This window comes from Mycobacterium seoulense (assembly GCF_010731595.1).
In the GTDB taxonomy this organism is placed as follows: Bacteria; Actinomycetota; Actinomycetes; order Mycobacteriales; family Mycobacteriaceae; genus Mycobacterium; species Mycobacterium seoulense.
Genome location: NZ_AP022582.1, coordinates 4,303,755 through 4,321,555, shown reverse-complemented (window position 1 = coordinate 4,321,555; position 17,801 = coordinate 4,303,755). Strand labels below are relative to the sequence as shown.

Here is a 17,801-nt window from a genome sequence, read left to right as displayed (position 1 = left end):
AGCGGCGAGTATGTCCTGGGAGACGATGTCGTGCCAGCTACTATCGCTTGGGTGTCGGACGGCGAACAACACAAGCCACGTCGACGCCGGGGGCGGCGGCGCGGTCGTGGCGCCGCGAGTTCGACCGAGAACCAGACGAACGGCCAAGCGCCCGCGGACTCGACGGCGACGAAATCGCGCCGATCCCGTTCGCCTCGCCGCGGACCGGACCGGCTGCGCACCGTGCACGAAACCTCCGCCGGCGGGCTGGTCATCGACGGCCTCGACGGCCCGCGCGACTCCCAGGTCGCCGCGCTGATCGGCCGCGTCGACCGGCGGGGGCGGATGCTGTGGTCGCTGCCCAAGGGGCACATCGAGCAGGGTGAGACCGCCGAACAGACCGCTATAAGAGAGGTCGCCGAAGAGACCGGCATCCGCGGCAGCGTGCTGGCGGCGCTGGGACGCATCGACTACTGGTTCGTCACGGACGGCCGCCGGGTCCACAAGACCGTGCACCACTATCTGATGCGGTTCTCCGGCGGCGAGTTGTCCGACGAGGACCTCGAAGTGGCCGAGGTGGCCTGGGTGCCGATCCACGAGCTGCCCTCCAAGCTGGCCTACGCCGACGAACGCCGGCTCGCGCGGGTCGCCGACGAGCTGATCGACAAGCTGCAGAACGACGGCCCCGCCGCGCTGCCGCCGCTGCCGCCCACCGCTCCCCGGCGCCGCCCACAAACGCACTCGCGCACCCGGCACGCCGACAAGCCGGCCACCAGCCGCAAGAACGGCCACGGGCCAGGGCCGTGACGGCATCCCGGCTCTGCTTGTTGCGCCTCGCGGCAGTGATCGGCATCGTGGCCGGGTTCGGGATGCTCACCGGGCCCGTCATGCCGCACGCCACCGCCGGTGAACCCGGCGTGACGCCGTTCGTCCGGGTCCGCATCGACCAGGTCACCCCCGACGTCGTCACCACGACCAGCCCACCCGTCGTGACCGTCAGCGGCATGGTGACCAACATCGGCGACCGCCCCGTCCGTGACGTGATGGTCCGGCTCGAGCATGCGGGTGCGGTCACCACGTCCGCGGGCTTGCGAACCACCCTCGACGGCGACACCGATCAATACCAACCGGCGGCCGACTTCCTCACGGTCGCTCCCGAACTGCAACGCGGACAACAGGCCGGCTTCACGCTGTCGGCGCCACTGCGCTCCCTGACCAAGCAATCGTTGGGTGTCGAAAAGCCGGGCATCTACCCGGTCCTGGTCAACGTGAACGGCACCCCCGATTACGGCGCCCCGGCCCGGCTCGACAACGCGCGCTTCCTGCTTCCCGTGGTCGGTGTGCCGCCCGACCAGGGCGGCGATCTGGGCTCCGCCGTCGCGCCCGACACCTCCAAACCCGTGGGGCTGACCATGCTGTGGCCCCTGGCCGACCGGCCCAGGCTGGCGCCGGGCGTTCCCGGCGGCACCATTCCGGTGCGACTGGTCGACGACGACCTCGCCGGCTCCCTGGCCAGCGGCGGCAGGTTGGACATCCTGCTGTCCGCGGCCGAGGTCGCCACCAGCCACGACGTCGACCCCGACGGCGCGGTCGGCCGGGCGTTGTGTTTGGCCGTCGACCCCGACCTGCTCGTCACCGTCAACGCGATGACCGCCGGCTATGTGGTGACCGACCCGCCCGAGGGCCCCGGTCAGCTCCCGGGCACTTTGACCCATCCGGGTGCCGGACAGGCCGCAGCGACCGAATGGCTCAACCGGCTGCGTGCCCTGGCCCGCCGCACGTGCGTCGCCCCGCTCCCCTACGCGCAGGCCGACCTGGACGCTCTGCAGCGCGTCAACGATCGGGGGCTGAGCGCCGCCGCGACCACAGGCGTCAACAGCATCGTCGACCGCATCCTGGACGTGCCGTCCATTCACGGCGCCACTCTGCTGCCCGACGGCCCGTTGACCAACCGCGCGGTCAATCTGCTCGGTGCCAACGAAAACACCGTCGCCGTTGCTGCCGCCGACCTGTCCGCCCCGGACGCGCAAGGATCCACTGATGCCGCCGACACCGCGCCGCGGCGGCTGTCCCCTCAAGTCGTGGTCGCGCCGTTCGACCCTGCGGTGGGCGCCGCGCTGGCCGGGGCGGGAAACTCACCCGCAGTCCCCACCTACCTTGATCCCTCGCTGACCGTCCGGCTCGCGCACGACTCGGCGACCGCGCGCCGCCAGGACGCCCTGGGCTCGATGTTCTGGCACGCCTTGCGCCCCGACGATGAGCCGCGCACCCAGCTCCTCGTCCCGCCGGCGACATGGAACCTGCAGGCCGACGACGCCCACGTCATCCTGACCGCGCTCACCACCAGCATCCGGTCCGGGCTGGCGGTGCCGCGACCGCTGCCGGCGGTCGTCACCGAGGCCAATCCTGTTGGGCAACCCGGCGCCGAGCCGTCCGAACCGGTGGGGGCCTCCACCTCCGCACGCGGTCGATTCGGCGACGACGTCACCGCCTCGATCGCCGGCCAGGTGGGGCGGCTGTGGGGCCTGACCTCCGCGCTGACCACCGACGACCGCACCGGGCTGACCGGCATCCAGTACACCGCCCCGCTGCGCGAGGACATGCTGCGCGCGCTGAGCCAATCCGAACCGCCAGACACCCGCAACGGGATGGCCCAGCAACGCCTGGCCGTCGTCGGCAAGACGATCAACGACCTGTTCGGCGCGGTCACGATCGTCAACCCGGGCGGCTCGTACACCCTGGCCACCGAGCACAGCCCGCTGCCGCTGGCCCTGCACAACGGCCTGGCCGTTCCGATCCGGGTGCGGCTGCAGGTCGACGCCCCGCCGGGGATGAGGGTCACCGACGTCGGCCAGATCGAGCTGCCGCCGGGATACCTACCGCTGCGGGTGCCGATCGAAGTGAACTTCACCCAGCGGGTCGCCATCGACGTCACGCTCCGCACCCCGGACGGCCTGCGGCTGGGCGACCCGGTGCGCCTGTCGGTGCATTCCAACGCCTACGGCAAGGTGCTCTTCGCGATCACCATGACGGCCGCAGCCGTGCTGGTGTTGCTGGCCGGACGCCGCCTCTGGCACCGTTTCCGCGGCCAGCCCGACCCCGCCGACCTGGACCGGCCCGACCCACCGCGCACCAGATCCGCGGGGCTGGACGACGGCGCCGACGATCGGGTCGAGCAAGAGCACCGAGTATGAAACCCGCCCACCGGCAGGCCGCACCGCAACACCCCCGCCTGCCACAGCCGCCGCGGCGACCCCGGGTCCCGGGCTCACCGCCCACCGGTCCCCTGCCGCCCGTCCCTGCGGGCGTCGATCGCCGGCGACCCGAACTGTCCGACGCCGCCCTGGTGTCGCGGTCGTGGGCGATGGCCTTCGCCACGCTGGTCAGCCGGCTCACCGGCTTCGCCCGGATCGTGCTCCTGGCGGCCATCCTCGGCGCCGCGCTGTCGAGCGCGTTCTCGGTGGCCAACCAGCTGCCCAACCTGGTGGCCGCCCTAGTGCTGGAGGCGACCTTCACCGCCATCTTCGTGCCCGTGCTGGCCCGCGCCGAGCAGAGCGACCCCGACGGCGGGGCGGCATTCGTGCGCCGCCTGGTCACGCTGACCACCGCGCTGCTCTTGGTGGCGACCGCGTTGTCGGTGCTCGCAGCGCCGCTGCTGGTGCGGCTCATGCTCGGCCGCGACCCGCAGGTCAACGAGCCGCTGACCACGGCCTTCGCCTACCTGTTGCTCCCCCAGGTGCTCGCTTACGGCCTCACGTCGGTGTTCATGGCGATCCTGAACACCCGCAACGTGTTCGGGCCGACAGCGTGGGCGCCGGTCGTCAACAACGTCGTCGCCCTTGCGACCCTGGCGGTGTACGCGGTCGTGCCCGGGGAGTTGTCGGTCGACCCCGTCCGCATGGGCAACACCAAGCTGCTTGTCCTCGGCGTCGGCACCACGCTCGGTGTCTTCGCGCAGACCGCGGTGCTGCTGGTGGCGCTGCGGCGCCAACGCGTCGACCTGCGCCCGATGTGGGGAATCGACGAACGCCTCAAGCGCTTCGGCACCATGGCCGCCGCGATGGTCCTCTACGTGCTGATCAGCCAGCTCGGCCTGGTGGTCGGCAATCAGATCGCCAGCACGGCGGCCGCCTCGGGCCCGGCGATCTACAACTACACCTGGCTGGTCCTCATGCTGCCGTTCGGCATGATCGGCGTCACCGTGCTGACCGTGGTGATGCCGCGGCTGAGCCGCAACGCCGCCGCCGACGACACCCAGGCCGTGCTCGCCGACCTGTCGCTGGCCACCCGACTGACACTGATCACGCTGATCCCGATCGTCGCGTTCATGACCGTCGGCGGGCCCGCGATGGGCAGCGCGCTGTTCGCCTACGGCCACTTCGGCGGCGTCGACGCCGGCTACCTCGGCGCCGCGATCGCCATGTCGGCGTTCACGCTGATCCCCTACGGCCTGGTGCTGCTCCAGCTGCGCGTGTTCTACGCGCGCGAGCAGCCCTGGACGCCGATCGTGATCATCCTCGTCATCACGGCCGTCAAGATCGTCGGATCCGTCCTGGCTCCGCACCTCACCCATGACCCCAAGCTGGTCGCCGGCTATCTGGGGCTGGCCAACGGCATCGGGTTCCTGGCGGGCGCGATCGTCGGTTACCTCCTGTTGCGGCACACCCTGCTGCCGACCGGCGGCCAGCTGATCAGCAAGGGCGAGCTCCGAACCATCCTGGTCACCATCACCGCGTCCATGCTGGCCGGATTGGTGGCCCACGTGGCCGACCGCCTGCTGGGGCTCGACCGGCTGACCACGCACGGCGGGGGCGCCGGCTCGCTGCTGCGCCTGCTCATCCTCGGGGTCATCATGCTGCCGATCATGGCCGCGGTCATGCTCCGCGCACGCGTCCCGGAGGCGCAGGCCGCACTCGACGCGGTCAGACACCGCTTCGGCGGCCGCACGCCGACCCCCCGCAAACCGGTCACAGCGGATCGATCGTCTCGCCCATCCCCGGTCACGTACCCTGAGCAGAGGAATTCGTCCCCGCCTGGGGTAAATGCGGTCCAGGAGCCGATCCGGCGCAGACCTCCGGAGCGGGCAACCCCAGCCCGGCTAGCGAAAGGACCGGAGGTGACCGACCGCCCTGTCGAGAGCGCCGCGTCGGGTGCCGAGCTGCCACGACCGGTCGCCGACGACTTCCAACCCGACATACCCGCCGGCCGTGAGCCGGAGCCGTCGCCGGCGCGCCCGGCCGACCAGCGCAACGGCGACGTCGCCCCCGAATCGCGGCGCGGCCCGGCCCCGTTCGATGCGCCCCGCGACCGCGGAGGGGAACCGCCGGCAGACGACCTCCATCTGGTTCCCGGTGCCCGCATCGCCGGCGGCCGCTATCGGCTGCTGGTCTTCCACGGCGGCGCGCCGCCGCTGCAGTTCTGGCAGGCGCTGGACACCGCATTGGACCGGCAGGTGGCGCTGACCTTCGTCGACCCCGACAGGGCGTTGCCCGACGACGTGCTGCAGGAAATCCTGTCCCGCACCCTGCGGCTCAGCCGCATCGACAAGCCCGGCATCGCCCGGGTGCTCGACGTGGTCCATACGGGCCACGGCGGCCTGGTCGTTTCGGAGTGGGTGCGGGGCGGGTCGCTGCAGGAGGTGGCCGACACCGCGCCGTCGCCCGTCGGCGCCGTGCGGGCCATGCAATCGCTGGCCGCGGCCGCCGATGCGGCCCACCGGGCCGGTGTCGCGTTGTCGATCGACCACCCGAGCCGGGTGCGGGTCAGCATCGAGGGCGACGTCGTGCTCGCTTACCCGGCGACCATGCCCGACGCCAACCCGCAGGGCGACATCCGCGGGATCGGTGCGGCGCTGTATGCCCTGCTGGTCAATCGGTGGCCGCTCGCGGAGTCGAGCGTGCGCAGCGGGCTCGCCCCGGCCGAACGCGATTCGGCGGGCCAGCCGGTCGAACCAATGGTCATCGACCGGGAGATTCCGTTCCAGATCTCGGCTGTCGCTGTCCGCGCGGTTCAGGAAGATGGCGGGATCCGCAGTGCCTCAACGCTTTTGAACCTGCTGCAGCAGGCGACCGCGGTAGCCGATCGGACCGAGGTGCTGGGCCCGATCGATGATTCGCCGGCGCCCGCCACCGCCCGCGTGCCCGCGGGTGAAGATGACGCCAACTTTGCGCGCCGGCGCCGCAACGTGTTGATCGGCGTCGGGGCCGGCCTCGTCGTCATCGTGGTGGCCCTGCTGGTCCTGGCGTCGGTGGTGAGCAAGATCTTCGGCAATGTCGGCGGCGGCCTGAACAAGGACGAGCTGGGGCTCAACGGCCCGTCGTCGTCCGTATCGTCGTCGGCCCCGAGCTCCACCGCCGCCGGTAGCGTCGTCAAACCGACCAGGGCGTCGGTCTACTCCCCCGACGGCGACGCCGACAATGCGGGCACGGCCGGCCAGGCCATCGACGGCGACCCCTCGACAGCCTGGGCCACCGAGGTCTACACCGACGCCGTCCCGTTCCCCAGCTTCAAGCAGGGTGAGGGGCTCATGCTGCAGCTGCCGAACCCCACGGTGGTCGGGCAGGTCAGCATCGACACCCCGAGCACCGGGACGAAAGTCGAGATCCGCTCGTCGGCCACGGCGTCGCCGGCATCGCTGAACGACACGACCGTGCTGGCGCAGGCGTTCACGCTCAAGCCCGGGCACAACGTCATCCCGGTCCGGTCCGGCTCACCGACGTCGAATCTGCTGGTGTGGATCTCCACGCTGGGAACCACGAACGGCAAGAGCCAGGCCGGCTTTTCGGAAATCACGGTCCAGGCCGCATCCTGATTTCGCCCCACAATCGGCCGCCGTGGTGAAGTGCCGCCCCGCAGCCGATTGGATACTGTCCGGCCGTGGGCTCCCGGGGAAACATCCAGCGTGAACGCACCGACGCCGAGCTGCTGGCAGCCCACGTCGCCGGCGATCGCCGCGCCTTCGGGGAGTTGTTCCTTCGCCACCAACGACAGCTGCACCGGCTGGCCCGGCTGACCACGCGCACCGCGGAGGATGCCGAGGACGCGCTGCAGGACGCCATGCTCTCGGCGCACCGCGGCGCCGGCGCGTTCCGGCATGACGCCGCCGTCGGCAGCTGGCTGCACCGCATCGTCGTCAACGCCTGCCTGGACCGGCTGCGGCGCACGAAGGCACATCCCACCGTGCCGCTCGAGGACGTCTTCCCGGTGGCCGACCGGACGACCCAGGTCGAGACCGCGATGATCGTGCACCGCGCCTTGATGCGGCTTCCCGTCGAGCAGCGGGCGGCGGTGGTGGCCGTCGACATGCAGGGGTACTCGGTGGCCGACACCGCCGCTCTGCTGGGCGTCGCCGAGGGCACCGTCAAAAGCCGATGCGCGCGTGCCCGTGTTCGCCTCGCCGAGCTGCTCGGCTACCTCAAAGCCTCCCCCGACCTGGCCCCACCCATGGCCGTCAAGCAGCGCATGACGGACACTGGGGCGGATGGATGAAGCCGACCACGATGCCGACGAGCCGCCCCTGACGGTCGAGCTTCTCGCCGACCTGCAGGCGGGCCTGCTGGACGACGAATCCGCGGCCCGCGTGCGCCAGCGGGTTCGCGGCGACGCCGAGGCGGAGCAGATCCTGCGCGCCCTGAATCGCGTGCGCTGCGACGTTGCCACCCTTGGCGCCGACCCACCGCCCGATGTCCCGCCGGAGGTCACCGCCCGCGTCTCGGCCGCGCTGGAATCGGCGGAGGCGGGCCGGCCCGCCGCGCACTCGGCCCGGCCGCCGATGCGGACCGGGCGGGTGGTCGCCACGGTGGCCGGCGTCGGTGCGGTGCTGGCGGCGGTGGGCGTGGGGACCGCGGCGCTGATCACCGCCCCCGAACCCGCCCCCAGCACCCCGGTCACCGCCGAGCACATCACGGTGTCGACGCCGCCGATGACGGTCCCCCTGTCGCAGGACGAGATCCTGGGTCTCCTCGCCCAGCGTCCGGATTACGGACCACTCGGCGACCCTGGCCGGCGCGCCTCATGCCTCACCGGCCTCGGTTATCCGGCGGCCACGCAGGTGCTGGGCGCGCGCCGCGTCGAGATCAACGCCCGCCCCGGCGTCGTGCTGGTAGTGGCCGGCGACACTCCCCACAGCCTGGCCGTTTACGCGGTGGCGCTGAACTGCAGCGCCGCCGATACCGGCTTATTGGCCACCACTCAGGTTCCGCGCCCCTAGTGTGGTGCCGGGGTGTCCGACGCGCCGGGGAACAGCCGTGCCTACGCTGGCGTTTGTAGGAATCCAGGGACGATTGGTTGAAAGGGTTCTATGACCGCCGACACTGTGCACGACGTGATCATCATCGGCTCGGGCCCCGCTGGGTACACCGCGGCGTTGTATACGGCCCGCGCACAGCTGGCGCCGGTGGTGTTCGAGGGAACGTCGTTTGGCGGGGCCTTGATGACCACCACCGAGGTGGAGAATTTCCCGGGGTTCCGCGATGGCATCACCGGTCCGGAGTTGATGGACCAGATGCGCGAGCAGGCCCTGCGCTTCGGGGCCGACCTGCGGATGGAAGACGTCGAGTCGGTGTCGCTGGACGGGCCGATCAAGTCGGTGACGACCGCCGAGGGTGAGACCGTCCGCGCGCGGGCGGTCATTCTGGCGATGGGCGCCGCGGCGCGGTATCTGGGCGTCCCCGGCGAGCAGGAGTTGCTCGGTCGTGGTGTGAGCTCGTGTGCGACCTGTGACGGATTCTTCTTCAAAGATCAAGACATCGCGGTCATCGGCGGCGGGGACTCGGCGATGGAGGAAGCGACGTTCTTGACCCGATTCGCGCGCAGCGTCACCCTGGTGCACCGCCGTGACGAATTCCGCGCCTCGCGCATCATGCTCGACCGCGCCCGCGCCAACGAGAAGATCACCATCCTGACCAACAAGGCGGTGCTGGGGGTCGACGGGGACGAGACGGTGACGGGTTTGCGGGTGCGCGACACGGTCACCGGCGAGGAAAACACCCTGCCCGTCACCGGCGTCTTCGTGGCGATCGGTCACGACCCGCGCTCGGAATTGGTCCGCGACGTCCTCGACACCGACCCCGATGGCTACGTGCTGGTTCAGGGCCACACCACGGCGACCTCGATCGAGGGGGTGTTCGCCGCCGGGGACCTGGTGGATCGCACCTACCGCCAGGCCATCACCGCCGCCGGCAGCGGTTGCGCCTCGGCCATCGACGCCGAACGCTGGCTGGCCGACCACGTCGAATCAAGCTCGGCCGCCCAAAGCGACGCAACCGAATTTCCTGGCAGTACCGAGATGATTGGAGCACCTCAATGACCGACGCCCAAAAAGCCGGGGCCACAATCGAAGTCTCTGACGCATCCTTCTCCACAGAGGTGCTGTCCAGCAATAAGCCTGTGCTGGTTGACTTTTGGGCGACGTGGTGCGGTCCGTGCAAGATGGTCGCGCCGGTTCTCGAGGAAATCGCGAGCGAGCGGGCCGGCCAGCTCACCGTCGCCAAGCTCGACGTGGACGCCAATCCGGTCACCGCGCGCGACTTCCAGGTCGTTTCGATCCCGACCATGATCCTGTTCAAGGATGGCCAACCGGTCAAGCGGATCGTCGGCGCCAAAGGTAAGGCGGCGCTGCTGCGCGAGCTCTCGGACGCGGTGCCGAACCTCAGTTGACCGTCATTTGAATTCGCCGCACCACGCCCCGCGTTCAGCCTGGGGTTTTCCCGAATATGGGAAGCATCTGCGACAATAACCGTTAGCTGTTGCCCAGATGCGAGCCTGTCAGTGTGTCCCGGAGGGCCTTTGGTATGTCGAGTCCGCGCCGTGAACACGGCGATGCGCTGCGCTGTGGTGACCGTAGCGCAGCTGTGACCGAAATCCGGGCTACGTTGGCGGCGCTAGGGCTGCTCGACGGCCCCGAGGACGACCTCGCCACCGGCCGGCAGGTGCCCGCCGAGCTCTTCGACACCGAACTCGACCAGGCGGTGCGCGCCTTCCAGCAGCACCGCGGCCTGCTGGTCGACGGCCTCGTCGGCGAGGCCACCTATCGCGCGTTGAAGGAAGCGTCGTACCGGCTCGGTGCGCGCACGTTGTATCACCAATTCGGCGCACCGCTCTATGGTGACGACGTCGCCACCCTGCAGGCCCGCCTCCAAGACCTCGGTTTCTACACCGGACTGGTCGACGGGCACTTCGGGTTGCAGACGCACAACGCGTTGATGTCATACCAGCGTGAGTACGGGCTCGCCGCCGACGGCATCTGTGGCCCAGAAACATTGCGCTCCTTGTACTTTCTGAGCTCCCGCGTCACCGGCGGTTCACCGCACGCGATCCGCGAGGAAGAACTGGTGCGCCGATCGGGGCCCAAGCTGTCGGGCAAGCGGATCATCATCGATCCGGGCCGGGGCGGCACCGACCTCGGTGAGCTGATGCAGGGTCCGTCGGGACCGGTCAGCGAAGCGGATGTGTTGTGGGACTTGGCAAGCCGACTCGAGGGGCGGATGACCGCCATCGGGATGGAAACGTTCCTGTCGCGGCCGGTCAACCGCAGCCCGTCCGACGCCGAACGCGCCGCCACCGCCAACAACGTCGGCGCGGACCTGATGATCAGCTTGCGCTGCGAGAGTCAGCCCAGCTCCGCGGCCAACGGGGTGGCGTCCTTTCACTTCGGGAACTCGCACGGCTCGGTGTCCACGATCGGGCGCAATCTCGCCGACTTCATCCAACGAGAGGTCGTGGCCCGCACGGGGTTACGGGATTGCCGGACGCATGGCCGGACCTGGGATCTGTTGCGCCTGACCCGGATGCCAACCGTACAGGTTGACGTCGGCTACATCACCAATCCGCAGGATCGCGCGATGCTGATCTCGACGCAAACGCGCGACGCCATCGCCGAAGGTATCCTCGCCGCGGTCAAACGGCTCTACCTCCTGGGCAAGAACGACCGGCCCACCGGCACGTTCACCTTCGCCGAACTTTTGGCCCACGAACTTTCGGTCGAGCGGACCAGCCGGCTCGGCGGCTCTTAGCCGATCTCGGCGCCGCGCAACGTATTTCCCGCCACCGACCCGGCTCCGACCGGCTCTTGCAGCTGCGCGTTTTCCAGCAGGCGTTCTAGAGCCGCCTCGACTTCGGCCTTCCAACCGAGGCCCTTGTCCAGCTCGAGCCGCAGCCGCGGGAAGTACGGATGTGGGGCCACCACAACGAAACCCGCGTCCTGCAACAACTCCGCGTCGATGACGCAGTGGTCCACCGAGCAGTCACCGACGGCCTCCAACACCGGCCGCACATCGGGGCTCGCGGCCAGCGGGTCCTGCAATTCCGAAGCCGCCGGTGTGCGGCCGAAGGCTTCCAGCGCCCGGACTCCACGGCGGACCAGTTCGTCGATCACCCGGGCGAGGAGGCCGTGCGGCAGATCGTCGGTGGCCTGACCGGGCTCGATGCCCATCGACGTGAGCAGCACCGCGTCCGCGGAGACCGGGGCCGTGGGAAACCGCTGCGCCCGGGGCACCGCCCGCGGCGGCGCGTAGAAGACATAGCCCAGGCAGGGGGGCTCGCTTTGACTTCGGTCGTCGGTCGCCGCGGTGGCGACCTGGCCGCACGAGCCCCACTCCAGCATCACCATCGACAACCAGGCTTCCTTCTCGAATTCCGGGTCGGCGAGATGGTCCTGGTTACCGAGGGTCGCTGGGTCGACCTCCCAATACACGCAGCGGCGAGCATGCTTGGGAAGCTGTTCGAAGGCCTCGAGGCGCAGCGGTGTGATTCGAGCGGACACTAGCCTCCTGGCTCCTGTGCGGTGCTGCAGCCAAATGCGCCGGCAACCCCTCCAGGATAGGAGAGTAAGCCGCAATCGGGCCAGCTTTGCCTTCGAGGCGCCGATCACGGCGCCGGGGCGCCCGACGCGTTACCGTCCCAACCGGTTTGTTACCGAAAATCCTTGAAACGCATGCGCTTTCGTAACCCTACGGCGTCGAGAGCTCGTTGTTGCCCAGCCGTGACCGCTCCGGTGTCACAGTGACGTAATTACAGCGTATGGCGGGTTAGGCCTTGGCGGTGGTCATCATGTCGATGATTCGCTGCAAGTCGTCCACGGAGCCGAACTCCACGACGATCTTGCCCTTTCGTTTGCCCAGGCTCACCGTCACCCGCGTATCGAAGGCGTTGGACAGCCGCTCGGCGACCTCCTGCAGACCGGGCATCTGGATCGGCTTGCGCCGCTGGGGTGCCGGGGTGGTCGCGCCGGCGCGGTTGGCCAGCGTCACCGCCTCCTCGGTCGCCCGCACCGACAGCCCTTCCGCGACGATGCGGCTGGCCAGTTCCTCTTGCGCCTCGGGACCGGCTTCCAGCGATAGCAGGGCGCGGGCGTGGCCGGCCGAGAGCACGCCGGCCGCTACCCGCCGCTGCACAGGGATCGGCAGTTTCAGCAACCGGATCATGTTGGTGATCAACGGCCGCGAGCGGCCGATGCGTGAGGCAAGTTCGTCGTGGGTGACGCCGAACTCGTCGAGCAGCTGCTGGTATGCCGCCGCCTCTTCCAGCGGGTTGAGCTGCACCCGGTGAATGTTCTCCAGGAGGGCGTCGCGAAGCAGATTGTCGTCACCGGTCTCGCGCACGATGGTGGGAATGGTCGCGAGCCCCGCCTCTTGGGCCGCCCGCCAGCGCCGCTCCCCCATGACGATCTGATACCGCGGTCCCGTCTTGGCCCCGGGCACCGCGCGGACCACGATCGGCTGCAGCAGGCCGAACTCGCGGATGGAGTGCACCAACTCAGATAGCGCCTCGTCGTCGAACACCTGCCGAGGCTGGCGCGGGTTGGGCTCGATATCGGCCGGCGCGATCTCGCGATACACCGCACCTGCCGGCGCCAGGTCCGGCCCCGGTCCACCGATCAACACGTCCGCTGCCGCGTCCCCCATCCGCGGACCGAGCGTCGCGGGACCCGAGTCACCTTCGGCGGGGCCAGTCGGGATCAGCGAAGCCAGGCCCCGGCCGAGGCCGCCCTTCTTGCGTAACGGCTGCGTCATGGTCGTCCCTTCACGGATGGTGGTCAATCACGTTCGGCGAGCTCGCGGCTCGCATCGAGGTAGCTCATCGCCCCGCGGGAGCCGGGGTCGTAATCGATGATGGTCATGCTGTAGCCGGGCGCCTCGGAGACTTTGACGCTGCGCGGAATCACCGTGCGCAGCACCTTGCTTCCGAAGTACCGGCGCACCTCTTCGGCCACCTGGTCGGCGAGCTTGGTGCGGCCGTCATACATCGTGAGGATGACGGTGGACACGTCGAGCCGGGGGTTGAGGTGGGCCTTCACCATCTCGATGTTGCGCATCAGCTGTGACACACCCTCGAGCGCGTAGTACTCGCACTGGATCGGGATCATCACCTCCGGGGCGGCGACGAGCGCATTGATGGTCAGCAGCCCCAGGGAGGGCGGGCAGTCAATGAAGACGTAATCGAAGTCGAGGTCGTCCAGTTCGGCCAGGGCGGTGCGCAACCGATTCTCACGGGCGACCATGCTGACCAATTCGATCTCGGCCCCCGCCAGGTCGATGGTGGCCGGGACACAGAACAGGCGCTCGTTGTGCGGGCTGCGCCGCAGCGCGTCCTTGACCGCCACCTCACCGATGAGCACCTCATACGACGACGGCGTGCCCGATTGCCGGTCGGTGATCCCGAGCGCCGTGCTGGCGTTGCCCTGCGGGTCGAGATCGATGACCAACGTCTTGAGCCCCTGGAGCGCGAGAGCCGCGGCGAGGTTCACGGCGGTGGTGGTCTTGCCGACGCCGCCCTTCTGATTGGCGACGGTCAACACCCGACGGTGGCGGGGCCGGCGCAGCGGCGGATAGGTGGTGTGCAAGACCCGCATCGCCCGTTCGGCGGCCGCACCGATCGGGGTGTCGAACTCGTCCGATGTTTCACGTGAAACATCCGCCTCGGGGTTGCCCACGGTGCTCGACATCGGCGGCCGGGCTTCCGGGGCGATCGGCGCCTGGGCGTCCACGGCGTTCAGGGCCGGCCCGGACGGGGTCGGCAGATCTCCCGGACTGTTCATCGGTTCCCCGTCTTCCCGATCCGTGCCGACTGATGGCGTTGCGGTCTTCCGCGCCGCGCTATAACTACGGTTGCGGGGGGACGCAAATAGGTCGCGCCACATGTCACCACCCTGGCATCAACGGCGCCCGATGCTGCCATCACACGCCGGTACTGTTCAACTTCCTCGCGCCCGCGCTCGCCCTTGATCGCGAGCATCCGCCCGCCCGGCCGAAGCAACGGCATGCTCCACTTGGCCAACTTGTCCAACGACGCAACCGCTCGCGACACCGCCGCATCCCTTTCCCCGAACTGATGGCGTACCCACAGTTCCTCGGCACGGCCGCGGACCACTTCGACGGCCAACCCTAGTTGGTCGACGACCTCGCTGAGAAATTCGCTGCGGCGCAGCAGCGGTTCGAGAAGCACCACCTCGACGTCGGGGCGCGCGAGGGCCAGCGGGATGCCGGGCAGTCCCGCTCCGCTGCCGATGTCGATGACCCGCTCGCCGGCCTCCAGCAGCTCGGCCATCGCGGCGCTGTTGAGCAGATGCCGGTCCCAGATGCGATCCACCTCGCGCGGCCCGAGCAGCCCGCGTTCCACCCCCGGGCCGGCCAGCAGTTCCGCGTAGCGTCGCGCAAGATCGATTCTCGGACCGAAGATGGTCGCCGCCGCCTCCGGCGCGGTGCCGGGCTTCGGCCAGGCGTGCATGTCCGCCGCAGGTTCGCCCGGGCCGACATGTTTCACGTGAAACATCCTCCACTCGGGCCGGCACCCAGATGGGCTTCGGCGTGGGAACTACACCGCTGTAACTCGCTAGTCGTGCAGCACGACCACGCGGCGCGCGGGCTCCGCGCCCTCGCTTTCGCTGTGGACGCCGGGGACCGCCGCCACGGCGTCGTGGACGATCTTGCGCTCGAACGGCGTCATCGGCGCGAGCTCTTCACGCTCGCCGGATTCCAGCACCCGTCGGGCCACCTTGTCGCCCAGGGCCGCCAGCTCCTCGCGGCGCCGGCGCCGCCAGCCGGCGATGTCGAGCATCAGCCGGCTCCGCACGCCGGTCTTCTGGTGCACGGCCAGGCGGGTGAGTTCCTGCAGCGCGTCGAGCACCTCGCCGCCACGCCCGACCAACTTGGTCAGGTCGTCGCTACCGTCGATGCTCACCACCGCGCGGTTGCCCTCGACGTCCAGGTCGATGTCCCCGTCGAAGTCCAACAGGTCCAGCAGCTCTTCCAAGTAGTCGCCGGCAATCTCTCCCTCGGCGACCAACCGCTCTTCTTGATCGTCGAAGTCGTCGGCGTCCGCCTCCGCACCGTTCTCCGATGGCCGCTCGGCATCGAGTTCGGTGTCCGTGTCGCGCTCGGTCGTCGTGTCTGCGTCGGTCATGTCTTTCTCTCCCTCATCCGCGGGTCCCTGCCCTCGGGGTCACCATGCCAAGGCGGCCCGCTCTGGCTGTGTCCCCTTGTCAGCGTTTGCGTCTCTTGGGTCGCGCCCCGGGCCGCGGGGTGCGGTTGGCGGTTCCACCGTTTTGGCCACCCGGATTCGGCTTGGCCGCCGGAGGCTTCGCGGCCGGCGCGTCTTCGTCGGGGGCCTCGGACTCCGCCTCGCCCTCCCCCGCGCTCGGCGACCCGTTGCCACCCGGCTGTGGCGCCTTGGCGTTCCGCTTCGGTTTGGCCCCCGGGGCCGGCGCGTTGGCCGCCCGTCGCTCCAGCGCTTCCCGCTTCTTCGCCTCGTCCTCTTTTTCGATCATTCCGAACACGTAGTGCTGCTGACCGAACGTCCAGATGTTGTTGGCGAACCAGTACAAGATGATCGCCAGTGGCAGGAAGGGGCCACCCACGACCACGCCGAGCGGAAACACATACAGCGCGAGCTTGTTCATCATCGCGGTCTGCGGATTGGCCGCGGCTTCCGGGCTCTGTCGCGCCACCGAGGCCCGGCTGTTGAAGTACGTCGCTATCCCCGCCAGGATCATCACCGGCGCCCCGACCGCGATGACCGCCGGCCGGCTGAAGTAGGTGAACGCGTCCAACCCGGTCCGCTGCGTCATGAATGCACCGATGGGTGCGCCGAACAGATTGGCGTCCAGGAAGTGCCCGACGTCCGTCGGGCTGAAGACGTAGTTTCCGGTCAGCCGGTTCTGAGCCACCGACAGGTGGGGCTGACCGAAGCCCCCCGTGGTCCGGTTGAACGACCGCAGCACGTGATACAGACCGATGAACACCGGGATCTGCGCGAGCATCGGCAGGCATCCGAGGATGGGGTTGAACCCGTGCTCGCGTTGCAGCTTCTGCATCTCCAGCGCCATCCGCTGACGGTCCTTGCCGTACTTCTTCTGCAGCGCCTTGATCTGTGGTTGCAGCTCCTGCATCTGGCGGGTGGTGCGGATCTGCCGCACGAAGGGCTTGTACAGCAGCGCCCGCAGGCTGAACACCAGGAACATCACCGACAGCGCCCACGCGAAGAAGTTGGACGGCCCCAACATCGCGGCGAACAGCTTGTACCAGGCCCACATGATCCACGACACCGGGTAGTAGACGAAGTCCAGGCTAAAGAAATCAAACAAGAGTTCCACTCTCCCCTCGCGCCGCCGGGCGGGGCCACGCGTCGCTGGCATCTTCGAAGTTCTCTTGGCATCCCGGGCGTTCCGGTATCGGATCCCATCCGCCCCGATGCCATGGTCCGCACTTGGCGAGCCGGACCGCGGCCAACCAACTCCCCCGCACCAAGCCGTATTCGGTCAGCGCCTCGACCGCATACTGGCTGCACGTCGGAACGAAGCGACACGTCGCCGGTCGCAACGGCGAGACCATGTGCCGGTACAGCTGGATCACCGAGACAAGCCCGCGCACGACCGCCGCGCCCACCGTATGGACGGCGCTCGCCGGCGCGCTCACCGGTCCCGTCCCACCGAGTCGAGCGCCCGTCGCAACCCCCGGCGCAGCTCCTGTTCCAACCGCGCCGACGATGCGGTCCGGCTCCCGGGCAGCGCCCGGATGACCATCTGGTCGGACTCGTGGAGATCACCCAACACGGATCGCGCCACGTGCCGCAGCCGGCGCGACACCCGGTGGCGTTCGACCGCCGAACCCACGGACTTGCCGACGATCAATCCGACGCGCGGAGCCGTCGCAGCGTCGCGATCGTCCGTGCGCCGGACATGGACGACGACGTCGGGCTGCGCCGCGCGAATTCCGTGCTTCACCGTCGCGTCGAAGTCCGTTGACCGCCTCATGCGGTTGCGTGCCGGAAGCACCGCCGAAAACCCGACGTTGCGATCAGGCAGATAGCGCGCGGCGCCCCTTACGGCGCCGGCTCGACACAATCGAGCGTCCGGCGCGGGTACGCATGCGCAACCGGAAGCCGTGCACGCGGGCTCGGCGCCGGTTGTTCGGCTGGAAGGTCCGCTTGCCCTTGGCCACGACGTTCTCCTCGTTGTGTCTCGCATTTCCATCCGGCCGGCCAGACGTCTCGCTCAGGTTCGTCTGCGGGTCGGTCGGAGGTAATCTTGCTGCTGGCCGGCGCGGTCCCCAGGCAAACCTGGGTCGCAGCCGCATCGCCGACTTTCGGGCGACTGTTTGAGGGTACTGACCGGGCTTCGCCTGGTCAAACCTGGCCTGTCCCAAGGCACCCGCTCGATCGCGGCCGGCCAGATCGCCGCCAGCGGCCCCCTCCGGTCAGGCGCCGCACCGGCGTCGAGCGGAGCCAGGCCCACCGAACCCTAAACAACCTGATTGGAATGCAGCAGAACGGTTGGCAGCCGCACGGAAAACTGTTAGCTTCTGCCAGTGTCGTTTTAGACTGCAACG

17 protein-coding genes are annotated in these 17,801 nt (G+C 69.3%); 8 read left to right on the top strand and 9 right to left on the bottom strand.

Going from position 1 to position 17,801, the window contains the following annotated elements; genetic code table 11:
• The first annotated feature begins 51 nt into the window (after window positions 1-51).
• The 8 genes from G6N37_RS20045 to G6N37_RS20010 all read left to right on the top strand — a co-directional run bounded on the left by G6N37_RS20045 (window position 52) and on the right by G6N37_RS20010 (window position 10,991).
• Window positions 52-786, top strand: coding sequence for an NUDIX hydrolase (locus G6N37_RS20045; RefSeq protein ID WP_163683095.1), 735 nt, complete (start codon window positions 52-54; stop codon window positions 784-786).
• On the top strand, window positions 783-3,173 hold the full coding sequence (locus tag G6N37_RS20040; RefSeq protein ID WP_163683093.1) for a hypothetical protein: 2,391 nt from the start codon (window positions 783-785) through the stop codon (window positions 3,171-3,173). Before G6N37_RS20045 ends, G6N37_RS20040 begins: the two co-directional genes overlap by 4 nt.
• Window positions 3,170-6,790 carry a murein biosynthesis integral membrane protein MurJ gene (murJ, locus tag G6N37_RS20035; RefSeq protein WP_232075115.1) on the top strand — a complete coding sequence of 1,207 codons (3,621 nt, stop codon included), beginning with the start codon at window positions 3,170-3,172 and terminating at the stop codon, window positions 6,788-6,790. Before G6N37_RS20040 ends, murJ begins: the two co-directional genes overlap by 4 nt.
• A 65-nt stretch (window positions 6,791-6,855) precedes the next feature.
• On the top strand, window positions 6,856-7,467 hold the full coding sequence (gene sigM / locus G6N37_RS20030; RefSeq protein ID WP_163683091.1) for an RNA polymerase sigma factor SigM: 612 nt from the start codon (window positions 6,856-6,858) through the stop codon (window positions 7,465-7,467).
• On the top strand, window positions 7,460-8,188 hold the full coding sequence (locus G6N37_RS20025; RefSeq protein WP_163683089.1) for a hypothetical protein: 729 nt from the start codon (window positions 7,460-7,462) through the stop codon (window positions 8,186-8,188). The genes sigM and G6N37_RS20025 overlap by 8 nt, the downstream gene beginning before the upstream one ends.
• Before the next feature lie 90 nt (window positions 8,189-8,278).
• Window positions 8,279-9,286, top strand: a complete 1,008-nt coding sequence (gene trxB / locus G6N37_RS20020) for a thioredoxin-disulfide reductase (RefSeq protein WP_163683087.1) — start codon at window positions 8,279-8,281, stop codon at window positions 9,284-9,286.
• Entirely contained in the window at window positions 9,283-9,636 is a 354-nt protein-coding gene (gene trxA / locus G6N37_RS20015) for a thioredoxin (RefSeq protein WP_163683085.1), read from the top strand. Before trxB ends, trxA begins: the two co-directional genes overlap by 4 nt.
• Window positions 9,637-9,770: 134 nt before the next feature.
• Complete coding sequence (locus G6N37_RS20010) at window positions 9,771-10,991, top strand: N-acetylmuramoyl-L-alanine amidase (RefSeq protein ID WP_163683084.1); 1,221 nt, start codon at window positions 9,771-9,773, stop codon at window positions 10,989-10,991.
• Here G6N37_RS20010 and G6N37_RS20005 read toward each other — a convergent pair.
• From G6N37_RS20005 to rpmH, 9 genes are all read right to left on the bottom strand, one after another.
• On the bottom strand, window positions 10,988-11,740 hold the full coding sequence (locus tag G6N37_RS20005) for an acetyltransferase (protein WP_163683082.1): 753 nt from the start codon (window positions 11,738-11,740) through the stop codon (window positions 10,988-10,990). The two genes, G6N37_RS20010 and G6N37_RS20005, sit on opposite strands and share 4 nt — an antisense overlap.
• A gap of 265 nt (window positions 11,741-12,005) precedes the next feature.
• A complete protein-coding gene (locus G6N37_RS20000; protein WP_163683079.1) occupies window positions 12,006-12,989 on the bottom strand; it encodes a ParB/RepB/Spo0J family partition protein in 984 nt (327 codons plus the stop codon).
• Window positions 12,990-13,012: 23 nt separating this feature from the next.
• A complete protein-coding gene (locus G6N37_RS19995) occupies window positions 13,013-14,014 on the bottom strand; it encodes a ParA family protein (RefSeq protein ID WP_163683077.1) in 1,002 nt (333 codons plus the stop codon).
• Window positions 14,011-14,748, bottom strand: a complete 738-nt coding sequence (gene rsmG / locus G6N37_RS19990; protein ID WP_163683074.1) for a 16S rRNA (guanine(527)-N(7))-methyltransferase RsmG — start codon at window positions 14,746-14,748, stop codon at window positions 14,011-14,013. Before rsmG ends, G6N37_RS19995 begins: the two co-directional genes overlap by 4 nt.
• A 60-nt stretch (window positions 14,749-14,808) precedes the next feature.
• The gene (locus tag G6N37_RS19985) at window positions 14,809-15,378 is read right to left on the bottom strand and encodes a Jag family protein (RefSeq protein WP_163683072.1); all 570 of its coding nucleotides are present in this window, start codon (window positions 15,376-15,378) and stop codon (window positions 14,809-14,811) included.
• Between the two features lie 79 nt (window positions 15,379-15,457).
• Window positions 15,458-16,567: a membrane protein insertase YidC gene (yidC, locus tag G6N37_RS19980; protein ID WP_163683070.1), complete on the bottom strand. Its 1,110-nt coding sequence runs from the start codon at window positions 16,565-16,567 to the stop codon at window positions 15,458-15,460.
• On the bottom strand, window positions 16,551-16,889 hold the full coding sequence (gene yidD / locus G6N37_RS19975) for a membrane protein insertion efficiency factor YidD (RefSeq protein WP_163683068.1): 339 nt from the start codon (window positions 16,887-16,889) through the stop codon (window positions 16,551-16,553). Before yidD ends, yidC begins: the two co-directional genes overlap by 17 nt.
• Window positions 16,886-17,248 (bottom strand): ribonuclease P protein component, encoded by a 363-nt coding sequence (gene rnpA / locus G6N37_RS19970; RefSeq protein ID WP_163683066.1) that lies wholly within the window; start codon window positions 17,246-17,248, stop codon window positions 16,886-16,888. The genes yidD and rnpA overlap by 4 nt, the downstream gene beginning before the upstream one ends.
• 22 nt (window positions 17,249-17,270) lie before the next feature.
• The gene (rpmH, locus tag G6N37_RS19965; RefSeq protein WP_073880743.1) at window positions 17,271-17,414 is read right to left on the bottom strand and encodes a 50S ribosomal protein L34; all 144 of its coding nucleotides are present in this window, start codon (window positions 17,412-17,414) and stop codon (window positions 17,271-17,273) included.
• Window positions 17,415-17,801: the final 387 nt, after the last annotated feature.

What these genes read in the sequence shown, in the direction of transcription:
- murJ (WP_232075115.1), top strand. Translation starts at nt 3,170, where the DNA reads ATGAAACCCGCCCACCGGCAGGCCGCACCGCAACACCCCCGCCTGCCA.
- trxB (WP_163683087.1), top strand. Translation starts at nt 8,279, where the DNA reads ATGACCGCCGACACTGTGCACGACGTGATCATCATCGGCTCGGGCCCC.
- G6N37_RS20025 (WP_163683089.1), top strand. Translation starts at nt 7,460, where the DNA reads ATGGATGAAGCCGACCACGATGCCGACGAGCCGCCCCTGACGGTCGAG.
- rsmG (WP_163683074.1), bottom strand. Translation starts at nt 14,748, where the DNA reads ATGTTTCACGTGAAACATGTCGGCCCGGGCGAACCTGCGGCGGACATG.
- G6N37_RS20000 (WP_163683079.1), bottom strand. Translation starts at nt 12,989, where the DNA reads ATGACGCAGCCGTTACGCAAGAAGGGCGGCCTCGGCCGGGGCCTGGCT.
- G6N37_RS19995 (WP_163683077.1), bottom strand. Translation starts at nt 14,014, where the DNA reads ATGAACAGTCCGGGAGATCTGCCGACCCCGTCCGGGCCGGCCCTGAAC.
- trxA (WP_163683085.1), top strand. Translation starts at nt 9,283, where the DNA reads ATGACCGACGCCCAAAAAGCCGGGGCCACAATCGAAGTCTCTGACGCA.
- G6N37_RS20010 (WP_163683084.1), top strand. Translation starts at nt 9,771, where the DNA reads ATGTCGAGTCCGCGCCGTGAACACGGCGATGCGCTGCGCTGTGGTGAC.
- G6N37_RS19985 (WP_163683072.1), bottom strand. Translation starts at nt 15,378, where the DNA reads ATGACCGACGCAGACACGACGACCGAGCGCGACACGGACACCGAACTC.